Source organism: Alkalibacterium indicireducens, from assembly GCF_039522005.1.
Lineage (GTDB): Bacteria > Bacillota > Bacilli > Lactobacillales > Carnobacteriaceae_A > Alkalibacterium > Alkalibacterium indicireducens.
Window position 1 is genome coordinate 1 of sequence record NZ_BAAADA010000104.1, and the last position, 12,790, is coordinate 12,790.

General features: G+C 41.2%; 11 protein-coding genes. 4 read left to right on the plus strand and 7 right to left on the minus strand.

Annotated features, from left to right (window positions below):
- The first annotated feature begins 117 nt into the window (after positions 1 to 117).
- Positions 118 to 2,364 (plus strand): ATP-dependent Clp protease ATP-binding subunit, encoded by a 2,247-nt coding sequence (locus ABFX15_RS06295; RefSeq protein ID WP_346024618.1) that lies wholly within the window; start codon positions 118 to 120, stop codon positions 2,362 to 2,364.
- A 32-nt stretch (positions 2,365 to 2,396) separates the two neighbouring features.
- On the opposite strand, the gene ABFX15_RS06300 is transcribed toward ABFX15_RS06295, so the two are convergent.
- Both ABFX15_RS06300 and ABFX15_RS06305 read right to left on the minus strand, forming a co-directional pair.
- Positions 2,397 to 3,980 (minus strand): peptide chain release factor 3, encoded by a 1,584-nt coding sequence (locus ABFX15_RS06300; protein ID WP_346024628.1) that lies wholly within the window; start codon positions 3,978 to 3,980, stop codon positions 2,397 to 2,399.
- A 29-nt stretch (positions 3,981 to 4,009) separates the two neighbouring features.
- Entirely contained in the window at positions 4,010 to 5,113 is a 1,104-nt protein-coding gene (locus ABFX15_RS06305; RefSeq protein WP_346024619.1) for an AI-2E family transporter, read from the minus strand.
- A 139-nt stretch (positions 5,114 to 5,252) separates the two neighbouring features.
- Here ABFX15_RS06305 and ABFX15_RS06310 point away from each other — a divergent pair, with 139 nt between their 5' ends.
- Positions 5,253 to 5,696 carry a GNAT family N-acetyltransferase gene (locus ABFX15_RS06310; protein ID WP_346024620.1) on the plus strand — a complete coding sequence of 148 codons (444 nt, stop codon included), beginning with the start codon at positions 5,253 to 5,255 and terminating at the stop codon, positions 5,694 to 5,696.
- On the opposite strand, the gene ABFX15_RS06315 is transcribed toward ABFX15_RS06310, so the two are convergent.
- The 3 genes from ABFX15_RS06315 to yjbM are packed head-to-tail and all read right to left on the minus strand — an operon-like array spanning position 5,693 to position 8,047.
- On the minus strand, positions 5,693 to 6,604 hold the full coding sequence (locus ABFX15_RS06315) for an RluA family pseudouridine synthase (protein ID WP_346024621.1): 912 nt from the start codon (positions 6,602 to 6,604) through the stop codon (positions 5,693 to 5,695). The genes ABFX15_RS06310 and ABFX15_RS06315 overlap by 4 nt on opposite strands.
- Entirely contained in the window at positions 6,594 to 7,406 is an 813-nt protein-coding gene (locus tag ABFX15_RS06320) for an NAD kinase (protein ID WP_346024622.1), read from the minus strand. Before ABFX15_RS06320 ends, ABFX15_RS06315 begins: the two co-directional genes overlap by 11 nt.
- A 20-nt stretch (positions 7,407 to 7,426) precedes the next feature.
- Positions 7,427 to 8,047, minus strand: coding sequence for a GTP diphosphokinase (yjbM, locus tag ABFX15_RS06325; RefSeq protein ID WP_346024623.1), 621 nt, complete (start codon positions 8,045 to 8,047; stop codon positions 7,427 to 7,429).
- Positions 8,048 to 8,154: 107 nt separating this feature from the next.
- Between yjbM and ABFX15_RS06330 the strand changes: the two genes are divergently transcribed.
- Together ABFX15_RS06330 and ABFX15_RS06335 are read left to right on the plus strand one after the other, a co-directional pair.
- A complete protein-coding gene (locus ABFX15_RS06330) occupies positions 8,155 to 8,742 on the plus strand; it encodes a CYTH domain-containing protein (RefSeq protein ID WP_346024624.1) in 588 nt (195 codons plus the stop codon).
- Between the two features lie 184 nt (positions 8,743 to 8,926).
- A complete protein-coding gene (locus tag ABFX15_RS06335) occupies positions 8,927 to 9,553 on the plus strand; it encodes a DsbA family protein (RefSeq protein ID WP_346024625.1) in 627 nt (208 codons plus the stop codon).
- Between the two features lie 150 nt (positions 9,554 to 9,703).
- Here the strand turns inward: ABFX15_RS06335 and pepF are convergent, their stop codons facing one another.
- Positions 9,704 to 11,521 carry an oligoendopeptidase F gene (pepF, locus tag ABFX15_RS06340; protein WP_346024626.1) on the minus strand — a complete coding sequence of 606 codons (1,818 nt, stop codon included), beginning with the start codon at positions 11,519 to 11,521 and terminating at the stop codon, positions 9,704 to 9,706.
- Between the two features lie 116 nt (positions 11,522 to 11,637).
- Positions 11,638 to 12,690 carry a competence protein CoiA gene (locus tag ABFX15_RS06345; protein ID WP_346024627.1) on the minus strand — a complete coding sequence of 351 codons (1,053 nt, stop codon included), beginning with the start codon at positions 12,688 to 12,690 and terminating at the stop codon, positions 11,638 to 11,640.
- Between the last annotated feature and the right edge of the window lie 100 nt (positions 12,691 to 12,790).

Here is a 12,790-nt window from a genome sequence, read left to right on the forward strand (position 1 = left end):
AGCTGATTAATCTAAATAATCCTTATAATGTAAAGGATAGAACGGAGTTCTTAGGGGTGCGAAACTTGAGTATATTAGTATAATGAGACTATCATCTCGGAAAGGAAGGTCTTGAATATGATATGTCAACGTTGTATGGAACGTAACGCAACAATACACTTAACTACAAGTATCAATGGTCAGAAACGAGAAATCGATCTTTGTCAGAAATGTTATAGGGAAATCAAACAGCAGGAGCAACAAGGGCGCATGAACCAGGGTAATCAGAGTGATCCGTTTGGTTTCAATCAATTTGATGATTTTTTCAAAGCTCTTTCAAGAGGAATGGGCCCTCAGAATCAAGGTCAGACTCCTCCTTCTGAACCTCAGCATTTCAGAGGAAATAACCAGCCTCCTAGCAATGGGGCCCGAGGCGGTCTTCTCAGTGAGTATGGCGTCGATTTAACACAGATGGCAAGAGAAGGGAAAATCGATCCAGTCATCGGTCGCGACAGGGAAATAGAACGCGTCATCGAAATTTTAAATAGACGTACAAAAAACAACCCGGTACTGACTGGAGAAGCTGGAGTAGGTAAAACAGCTATCGTCGAAGGACTAGCTCTGAAAATCACTGAAGGCGATGTCCCTCAGAAACTTCAAGATAAAGAGGTTATCCGTTTAGATGTCGTCTCTCTCGTTCAAGGAACGGGAATCAGAGGTCAATTTGAAGAGCGTATGCAGCAATTGATGAACGAACTGAAGGAAAATGATAATATCATTCTCTTCATTGATGAGGTACATGAGATTGTCGGTGCTGGTTCAGCTGAAGGAAGCAGTATGGATGCTGGAAATATACTGAAACCTGCACTAGCTAGAGGCGAACTTCAGATGATCGGTGCAACGACAATGAATGAATACCGCAAAATCGAGAAGGATCCGGCCCTTGAGCGCCGTCTCCAGCCAGTTCGAGTCAATGAGCCGTCTTTAGATGAAACGCTGACTATTCTGAAAGGTATTCAGAAGCAATATGAAGATTACCATCACGTAAGATATACAGACAAGGCGATCAAAGCCGCGGTCGAGCTATCACATCGCTATATACAAGATCGATTCCTTCCGGACAAAGCCATTGACTTGCTTGATGAATCAGGATCCAAGAAAAATCTGACTATTCAGACAGTTGATCCTGCTTCACTGGAAGAAAAGATCAAGGAAGCTGAGACGCTCAAACAGGAAGCACTTGAGCAGGAAGATTACGAGAAGGCAGCTTTTTACCGGGATCAGTCAGCTAAATACAAAGATATGATCGATCAGCAGACGCCAGAATCTGATCTACCTGAGGTAACAGAACAGGACATCATCAATATCATTGAAATCAAAACTGGCATTCCAGTTGGTGAGATGAAAGAGAAAGAACAGAAACAGCTGAAAGATCTAGATAAATCTCTTAAAAAACATGTTGTTGGACAGGATGAAGCTGTTACAAAAGTAGCAAAAGCTATCAGAAGAAATCGCATCGGCTTGAGAAAGAAAAACCGTCCGATCGGCTCCTTTATGTTTGTTGGTCCTACAGGTGTCGGTAAGACTGAACTGGCCAAATCACTGGCTCTTGAACTGTTTGGAAGTAAAGATTCCTATATCCGTTTAGACATGAGTGAGTATATGGAAAAACACAGCACATCCAAATTGATCGGCTCTCCTCCTGGTTATGTCGGTTATGAAGAAGCGGGTCAGCTGACGGAAAAAGTCAGAAGGAACCCTTACAGCCTTATCCTCGTGGATGAAGTCGAAAAAGCACACCCAGATGTGCTTAACATGTTCCTGCAGATTCTTGACGATGGGCGACTGACTGATGCTCAAGGACGTACAGTTAACTTTAAAGAAACAATTATCATCATGACCAGTAATGCTGGTACGACAAATGTCGAATCAAGCGTTGGGTTCGGGGCCCAGATGAACGGCGATCAGCATTCGATCCTGAACCACCTGGGTGACTACTTTAAACCTGAATTTCTTAACCGATTCGACGGCATCATCGAGTTCCATCCACTATCCAAAGAAAATCTTCTGGAAATTATCGAGTTGATGCTGGAAGATGTCAATGACGCTCTTCGCGAGCATGACATCACACTCACTGTAGACCAGTCTGCAAAAGAGAAACTAGTCGATCTTGGATATGACCCTAAAATGGGTGCACGACCGTTACGTCGTGTGATCGAAGAGCAGATCGAGGATAAAATTGCAGAATTTTATCTGAACCATCCAGAACCTGGTCACATCATCGCAACGGTAGATGACGAAGGTAATATTCAGATCCGCAGAGAAAACAGCACACAACCATCCCCTTCCGAAAATGATTCTGAAGAATCAGACAACACTGAGTGAAAAAAGCCACCCGAACTGGGTGGCTTTTTTTCTTATAGTAAGGAAGTCAGCGTTACATCTGGATACTTGTCACTGAACCATCTCATGGCAAATTCGTTTTCGAAAAGGAAGAGTGGGTTATCAAATCTGTCTCTTACCAGCATGTTTCTGCTGGATCCCATATTCTCGTCGAGCTGTTCACGGTCTATCCATCTCGCTATGCGATTTCCGATTGAAGTCATAATCACTTCTGAGTTATATTCATTTCTCATACGATGCAGGAAAACCTCAAATTGCAGCTGTCCCACTGCTCCAATAATATAAGTCTCAGTATGGAATGATTTGTACAGCTGGATTGCCCCTTCCTGAACCAGCTGGTTGATACCTTTGTGGAAGGATTTTTGTTTCATTACATTTTTCGGTTCGACTTTCATAAATAATTCAGGTGTAAACTGTGGCAGCTCTTTAAAGGTCACTTTGTTTTTACCAGAATAGATTGTATCTCCAATTTGAAAATTACCCGTGTCATAAAGTCCGATAATATCCCCTGCCACGGCTTCAGAGACTGTTTCTCTGCTTTCAGCCATGAACTGAGTTGAGTTTGACAGACGAATTTTCTTATCTTCTCTGGATAGTGTAACATCTATACCCCGTTCAAACTTACCTGAACAGATACGTAAAAATGCGATACGGTCACGGTGTTTAGGATCCATATTAGCCTGTATTTTAAATACGAATCCTGAAAATTCAGTATCCTCCGGTTCTACGATCTCATCTTCTTCTGTTTCCTGTTCACCAGGTTCCGGAGCAAAATCCAGAAATGTTTCAAGAAAAGTCTGCACGCCAAAGTTCGTCAAAGCTGAGCCGAAGAAAACTGGAGTCAGTTCTCCTTGGCTGATTGCTTCTCTTGAAAAATCATTTCCAGCTTCTTTCAGGAGAAGAGCCTCTTCAAGTACTTGATGATACAAGCTTTCATTTTTCAGTGCATGCTCACCTTCGATTTCACCTTCTTCATTCAAAGAGATGAACCGTTCACCGTTGTTCAGTTCTTCTGGTCTGAAGGCTTCGATCCGGTTATGATAAAGATCGTATAAACCCAGAAGAGTCTTACCTGAGCCGATCGGCCAGTTCATTGGATAGGCATCGATTTCAAGTACTTCCTCAAGTTCTTCTATGAGCTCAAGAGGTTCCCTTCCATCTCTATCAAGTTTATTCATAAATGTAAAAATTGGAATGCCTCGCATACGACAGACCTTAAACAGTTTCTTAGTCTGTTCCTCAATTCCTTTTGCACTGTCAACGACCATGACAGCAGCATCCACAGCCATCAAAGTGCGGTATGTGTCTTCCGAGAAATCTTCGTGTCCAGGAGTGTCGAGGATATTGATGCGTTTATTCTGATATTCAAACTGCATGACAGAACTTGTTACAGAAATCCCTCTCTGCTTCTCGATTTCCATCCAGTCAGATTTTGCGAACTTCCCACTTTTCTTGGCTTTTACGGTTCCGGCTTGACGGATCGCTCCCCCAAACATGAGCAGCTGTTCAGTTATAGTTGTTTTCCCCGCATCCGGGTGAGAAATAATGGCAAATGTCCGTCTTCTACTTACTTCTTTTTTTAATTCTTTTTCATTTATCACGCTTAAACTTCCTCAATCTATTAGTATTATTTTTCTATTGGCATCTTAGCCAGATTGTGCTGCTTGACCATTCTTATTGTATATATAGCAATAGTCTTGATAATTGCAAATAACGGAACCCCGATAAACATACCTATCAGACCGGCAATATTAGCTGATGCCAGCAGGACCAGGATGACAGTAAGGGGGTGAATGGACAAAGATTTTCCGACCAGCAATGGTGTAAATAGGTTGCTGTCCAGCTGCTGGACTATAAGAACGAAAACTGCAGCAAGAACAGCCCTGCCGGGTGATTCAATCAGTCCAACAATCACCGCAGGACCTGCACCAATGAAGGGCCCGACATACGGGATGAAATTAGTGATCGCAGCGAATACTGACAGCAGAAAAGCTGAAGGCATGCGAACGATAGAGTAAAGTATGAATAGCAGCAGCCCTACAAGAAATGATGCCATTCCCTTCCCAGAGATATAACTAGATATCGTAGCATCTGTCTGGATAATCATCTCTTTCACATTTTCCTTGAATTTTACTGGAGTCAGATTTACAGCAAATGGTAGAAATTTTTCCCCATCATAAAGCATATAGAACAAAATCACTGGAACAGTAATGGATATAAATGCAATTTCTGTAAACATCTGAATTGCTCCACCGACACTAGCCACAAAACCGGACAGAAACTGGGAGCTGATATCTCTCAGCCATAGTTCCAGGTTGTTTAATGCCGCCTGAATGTCCACCTGCTGCATCCACGGTTCCTCAGCAAGGCTCAGTGAATATGTCTCGAGTTCACTGATAAAGACAGGTATGCCTGACACTAGGTTCGTCGCCTGATCAATCAGCATCGGCATACCGAGCAGAACTGTAAGGAGCATTAAGCCTAACAGAAGAATCATGACAATCGCAATGCCGAAGACACGTTTAACCTTGATCCGTTCCAAGAGCTTGACGACCGGATTGAGTAGGTAATATAAAAATCCTGCGATCAATAAAGGCATGAATAATGCCGTCAGGATACCGACCAGAGGATTCAAAATAAAATCGATCTGCTGAAGAACGAAAATGAGTACTGATACAGCCAGTAACCATATCGTCCAGAACATTAACTTGGACTTTTTCCAATCTATCACAGTCTTCTCCTCTTTCATTTAAACTTTCTCTTTTATTATATGTTACCCAACTTTATATTGAAAGGGGAGTTTAAGTTAGATTGACGAAATTATTAAGAATTGATATAGTTGATAGTAATTTTAAAGGAGATGATCACGGATGGAATTCAGGAAAACAACCGATCTTTTAAGCACGACATATGCAGATGCTCTTGCAATAAGAAAAACAGTATTCGTTGAAGAACAGAATGTCGATGAATCACTCGAAATCGACGATCTGGAAGATCAGACCCTTCACCTGGTGGGATATGTTCAAGATAAGCCTGCCTGCACGGCAAGACTACTTAAGAAAGACAACGGGGATATTAAAATCCAGCGCGTAGCTGTTCAAAAAGACTATCGAGGTACAGGACTAGGACTGAAACTCCTCCAGGAGATTGAGCGGTTTGCTGTAAAGGAACTTAACGGATCAAGGCTTATTCTGGATTCACAGGATCATGCCATCCCGTTCTATGAAAAAGCTGATTATACAGTTGAAGGAGATGGCTTTCTGGATGCCGGTATCCCTCATCACTTCATGCAAAAGAAGATAGACCGGATTTAAACATCCAGTCTATCTTTTAATTTATGTTCAAGGTTGGTCATATCTTCTGGAAGTTCAGCCTGAACGATGACTTTTTGGTGAGTAAAGGGATGAGTAAACCTGATACAAGAGCAATGGAGAGCTTGTCTGTCAATTATACGGGTCTCTTCATCTCCGTAGAGGGTATCTCCCAGTAACGCGTGATTCAAATGCGCAAAATGGACTCTGATCTGGTGTGTCCGACCCGTGTGCAGCTGAACTTTCACTCTGGTTGCTTCCAGGAACCTGTCAGTTGTCCAATATTCTGTCACGGAAGGTTTTCCGGCTTTATCCACTCTTCTTTTGATGATAGACCCTTCTTCTCTACCGATCGGCTGATCGATAAGGCCATGGTCTTTCTGCAGGTTTCCTTTTACATATGCGACATATTCTTTATAGATTTCTTTCTCCTTCAAGAGACGATCCATGAACGAGTGTGCAAGTGTATGTTTGGCAAAGATCATAACACCCGATGTGTCCCGGTCGAGCCGGCTGACAATATGCACCGTCTGATGGTAATAATCGTTCTGCTCGATGTAACCTTTGACACGGTTGGCAATTGTATTTACAGGATGAACGGATGAAGGTACTGAAGCGACCCCACTGGGTTTGTTGATAAAGAGATAATGGTCATCTTCATACAGCACATCTACAGATGTACTGGAAGAAGACAGGTTTACACTTCCCATTTCCTGGGGAATCGTCATGGATACAACATCTCCATGATTTAACTCTTCACGGACTCTCACATGGTGTCCGTTTACTTTGAGACTTCCCCCCCGGTACTTCACTTTCGTCAAGACTCGTTTGGATATCTGCCGCTTTTTCAAAAACGTCTTCAGCAGCACATTTTCCTCTTCATTTTCTTCAACTGTCCACTTAATTTCCATTATTTTTCTTTGCTCCTAAAAAAGCGTCTTCTACTCTGTCCCAGAAATGGGTATGCTGATACTGGGCAAAGCGTATGCGTTCACTGGCTATACGGAACCCCAGATAATCGACATTTCCTTCATTGGATACCAGCTGATCTATAGTTAAAGTGAAATCATCTGTATCGATCGGCCTGATTTTGATCCACTCGTCCGGTGCTATAATCATTGGAGAACTAAGTGTACGGAATACACGATTATTCAGTGATGCCATTTCTGTTAACTGCAGTGCTTCAAGTCTGGGATGCAGCACCGCTCCCCCCACAGACTTATTGTACCCAGTCGAACCGGTCGGGGTGGAAATACATAGGCCATCTCCTCTGAACCGTTCAAAATGTTCTTCCTTGATGTATACATCGCAGACCAATGTCCCATCCACTCTTTTAATCGTCGATTCATTCAAGGCCAGGAAATGTTTAGTTTCGTTTTTATTCTTGTAGACAACTTCAACATCCAGCAAGGGATACTGAATGAATTCACCTGTATCGTTTTCCAGACTCTCCACAAGTGCTTCAATGTTATACTCCCGCCAATCCGTATAAAAGCCCAGATGGCCAGTATGTACACCGATGAATCTGACCTGATCCAGCATATGGGCATATCTGTGGAAGGCTGACAACAAGGTACCATCACCCCCTACCGAAATAACGATTTGCGGATTCTGTTTCCCTATAGTAAAAGAAGAATCTGTCAATAATTTTTTTAGTCTGGTACTCACTTTTAATGATTCTTCCGTATAATTGTGGACCACCGCTATCCTCACTGTTCAACCATCCCTTTTACTCAGTCTTTTTTAAATCGATAACTTGCCTGTATATCCTTAATTTCGTCTCGTATCGTGGACATCTCCTCGTCCAGCTGAAAAGCGGACTCTGCAGCCTTCTGCAGGCGATCATTTATTTCTGTAGGGTACTCACCAGCGTATTTATAATTCAGAGAATGCTCGATAGATGCCCAGAAATTCATTGCCAGCGTTCTGATCTGTATCTCAACCAGTACCACTTTCACCTCGTCGATCAGTTGAACAGGGTACTCGCAGATAAGGTGATAAGAACGGTACCCACTTTCTTTCTTATGGGTTACATAGTCTTTTTCGTATACCACATTTAAATCATTTCTACTTTTTAGCATCTCAACTACATCATAAATATCTTCTACAAACGGACACATGATTCTTATTCCTGCCAGATCTTCCATATCCGTTTCCAGTTTATCCAGAGAAATTTTACGGGTCCTTGATTTGATAAGGATACTATTGATCGGTTTCACTCTGCCCGTAACGAATTCGATAGGCCCATGTTCTTTTTTCAACAGGTACATGTTTCTCAGTCCGCGAAGCTTTACTTTCAGTTCATCTACTGTTTGCTTGTAAGGAAGCAGGAAAAGTTCCCAATCTCTATCCATATCCTCTACCTTCTTTGCTTTTTTTTAGTGTAGTTTCTTGTTACTATTGTACCATAATCTTTTTGAATAAAATAATTGACTGATCTTTATCGGAAAGGAAATACACAATGGAACAGGAAATGGAAATAGAATTTAAAAACATATTAACCAGACAGGAATACGAACAGCTTTACACTGATTTCAGGCAGGATAAGTTTACCGAGTTCTCTCAGCGTAATGTTTATTTCGACACGCCGTCATTGGAGCTGAAGAACAGAGGCTGTGCACTTAGATTAAGGCTTAAAGAAGACGACGCCGAACTGACACTCAAGACACCCTTCGAGGGGCATCACAAAGAACTTAACCTTCCTCTGTCACTCGATGATGCTCATCTGATGACCATCCAAGGAGCTTTTCAGATACCAGAACCAGTCATAGAAATACTCGAAGTTGAAGAACCTATTCTTAATCGTTCCGTCATCAAACTGGCAGAGCTGCACACAGCACGCCTTGAGACAATGAGGGATGATACATTTGTGGTACTGGATAAAAGCACATACAGTGGACAAGTAGACTATGAACTTGAAGTGGAAGCCGCTTCAGAAGAAACTGGGCTCAAGGTGTTCAAGTCTATACTTGATCATTATGACATTCCTAAAAGGAAAACCGAAAATAAAATATCACGTGCCTTTAACGCCGGAAAAAAACGGTATTAAATCATTTGTGACGGATTTGTTACATTCATTTAGATTTTCAGTCAAAATTCATGCAGATTATTATTAATAAACTAGTTTGTTTGTTAGTCTATATATTGTAATGAGCTATTTAATTTTAGCCCAAGATAATTAATCGAAGAATTTCAACTGATAAACTAAACTATAAACTAGGTGAGTGTTAATTATGTTTTTAAACAATATTATTGAAGTATTCTTGTTCGTTAATCCATTAGGAAGGACGTGCTATGAATCCGAAAAACTTGTTGAAGCTTTCTCTGCTGAACGAGACGAAAAAGTTAAAGTACGTTTTGTTCCCATTCTAAATATCCGCTCTATCGGTAATCTGGTAAAGGGAAATTATGACTCTTCTCTTTCCAGTCGTAATCATCTCTATACTGATTCCTACAATGCCAGCCTGGCATTTCAGGCCGCTTCAATGCAGGGCAGAAAAAAAGGTAGAAAATTCCTTATGAAACTACAGCAGTCTGTCATCAAAGATGGTAGTGCCGTAACAAGAGAGCTGATGCTACAAATTGCTGAAGCATTGAATTTGGATATCGAGATGTTTGAAGAAGATCTGGAATCGGAGCTTTCAAGAACAGCATTCAATAAAGACCAGAAACTCGCGCTTGAAATGGGAGTGACTGAATCTCCTTCGTGTGTAGTGTATTCGTCTAAAGATACTACTTCTGGTTACCGTATCGATTCTTCTATAACGAAACAGCTGCTTCACGGCTTGTGCAATGACCAGGCAGAAAAAAACGACCAGGCAGTGACTCATCTTTCTTTTTCTCTTTATCAGACCGTTTAATTTCTGAAAGTTGATAAATACACAAAGGACCCCCTTTTCGTAAAGGAGGTCCTTTTTACTGATTGAAGAGATTACAGGTCGTTTCCTGCAGTCTCATGCTTTTAAGCTCAGTCTGTTCAAATCATTAGTCTATATTCTTATGCTCCTGCTTTATCCTTCTATTGCTTCAAGAGCTTTTTCCAGTTCATTCAGTCTGTCTTCGAATACTTTCATGGCTCTTAACAGATAGTCACTATCAGTCATATCTACTCCAGCTTTTTTCATTACCTCTATCGGGAAGTCTGAACTGCCGGCTTTAAGATAAGTCAGATATTTATCGAGAGCGCCCTCTTCGTTGTTGAGCAGTTTGTCCGCTAATGCAGTTGCCGCACAGAAACCAGTTGAATACTGGTATACGTAATAATTGTAGTAGAAATGTGGGATACGTGCCCATTCATACTGTATTTCGTCATCTTTTTCAACTGCTTCGCCATAATATTTGCTGTTGATTGCACGGTAGTTCTCGCTAAGAAAATCTGCTGTCAGAGGAACTCCTTTAGAAGCTTCTTCATGCATGAAATGTTCAAATTCTGCAAACTGGGTCTGACGGAAGACCGTCCCTTTAAACCCGTCAAGGTAATGGCTGAGTACATAAGCTCGAGCTTTAGGGTCTTCTGTCGTTTTCAACAGATGATCCGTCAGCAAGTTCTCATTCGTGGTAGATGCAATCTCCGCAAGAAAAATTGAGTAGTTCCCATATACATGAGGCTGATTATTCCGCGTAAAGTAACTGTGTGCACTGTGACCCAACTCATGAACCAGTGTATATAAATGGTTCAGAGAATCATGCCAGTTTAAAAGGATGTACGGATTTGTATCATAAGCTCCAGATGAATACGCACCGCTTCGTTTCCCTTTATTCTCGACTACATCTATCCAGCTGTCATTAAAGGCTTTGTCAAGGACACCTTTATACTCTGCGCCCAGAACTTCCAGCCCTTCATATGTTTTGTCTTTCGCTTCATCATAGTTATATTTTAGGCTTGCTTCACCAGTTATAGGCGTATAGAGATCATACATGTGAAGGTCATCCAGTTTAAGCACCTTCTTACGAAGCGCCATGTATCTGTGAAGCAGGGGAAGATGGTCATTTACAACATCGATCAGTGTATCATGAACTGCTTCCGGAATATGATTGTTAGATAAGGCGTTTTCTCTTGCAGAAGAATAATTGTGAACTTTTGCTTGATAGTTATGATGCTTGACTGTAGATGCCAAAGTGCTGGCGAAAGTATTCTTGAAGCTTGAATAGACACTGTACATTTTCTCAAATGCTTCTTTTCTGACATGTCGATCAGTACTTTCCATCAATTCTCCAAACATACCATGAGACAGCTGAACATCTTCTCCTTGATCGTTTGTAACCTTTGGAAACTGAAGATCTGCATTGTTCAGCACACTGAATGTCTGTGTAGATGAGTTCAGTACCTCACTTGCACCTGCAAGTAACGCTTCCATTTCAGAAGATAGAACGTGCGCTTTGTTAGCAGTCATCTGATCAACATAATGCTTATACACTTTCAGTTTCTCTTCTTCTTCGAAATAGCCGTCAAGCGTCTCTTCAGACAGTTCAATGACTTCAGGTTCGAACCAGGATGATGCTTCTTGAGTCTGCGCAATCAGGTACCTGGCCTTGTCATTCATAGCCTGATACTTGCTGTTGGCAGTATCCTGATCGTTTTTCAAATGAGCATATACATAGATAGAACTGACTTTTCTTGATAAGTCAAGCATGGACTGGAGAGCATCAAGAAATGGTACAGCTCCATCTTCGAGAGTCCCCTGCAGTTCTTTTATCTCACCTATCTTTTCCTGAGTTGACTTAAAATCCTCTTCCCATTTCTCATCATTTTCAAATATTACTGACAGATCCCATGTTAATTCCTTAGGTACTTCTTCTCTTAAAGGTAGTGATTTGACCTCTGACATGCATTTCCCTCCTGATAATTTAAGAATAATTTAATGATAACATAATTTATATTTGATTAGAATAATCAATTTATGCAAGTTTGTCATAACTTCCGATCTTAAATTCCTTTAATTCATCAGCTCCGTTGTCGCCATTTGTTTTTTTGAATCTTAACGAGCAATCCACTTTCTGTCATCTGATCGAGAAAAGATAAAATTGGTAACATGACTGTATCTGAAAGGATGTTAGGGACTGAGAAATAGACGATTAGACGCGTTTCGAGCCATCTTTCAACTGTCTCTCTCAAGTGACGTTCTGTAATGACAGTAAAACTGGACTTGCTCCTCACCAGCTGGTAGATCCTCAACTTCCATTCCACTGCAGGAGTACTGATCAGCCAGTCTGTTTCGAGTCGAGTGAATATAACTAAAGGTAATAATTCTAGACTGGTCTGACTTTCATATATAAGCTGAAAGAATGCCCGATGTCTTTTATCTCTGATTTGTCTTTTCCAGTTAAGGTAAGCCAGAGCTTTGTCTTTTATATTATTAACGTTTCCAGGTGAAATTTTTGAACACCAGGTAGTCGATTCATATTTCGTTAAAACTGACAGTACAGAAGGTACTGTTTCATAGACAGGCGGGTCTAACTTTCTGTAGCAGCGAATCTGCCCGTCACTTACATCATAATTGAAAAAGCCAAACACTCCAGGCTTAATGTCAAAGATCATGGCACGCTGCAGAGAGGTCAGCCTGTGAGTATTCGTCAGTTTATTTCCTGCAATCCATATAACTTTTCTTCCTGAGTTATGATACCCCCGAGTCCTCCTGACTATATCTGATACTGTTATTGGGCTGCACTGAAACTCGATTGCATATTCCTCTTCCTTATAAATTACCAGCACATCTGGTCTCTGATTTATATCAGGAAGCTGAGCCTCTATTTCTACCTTGACGTTCTCTTGTTTAAAAGCTTCGTACAGCGAAGTTTTCCCTTTCAGATGTTCCTCAGTCTCCCCTTCTGAAAAAGATGAACAGCTATTTTTATTTACATGGGCAAAGTGAGCAGTCATCCTTGTTCCTTTTTTTAGAATGACTGGACTCTCACAACCTGGACAAATATAATATCCTCTTTTATCAGCTTTAGAAGCCATGATCAGCTGTGTAGATGAATTTCTGGCTATAAGCATATATTTACCTCCTGGAATTTAATTGTTACTGTCAAATTTTTTTGTTCTTAAAGGTCTATAACCGTTGTTCTATCAAGGAAAAGACAAAAAACACTTGCCC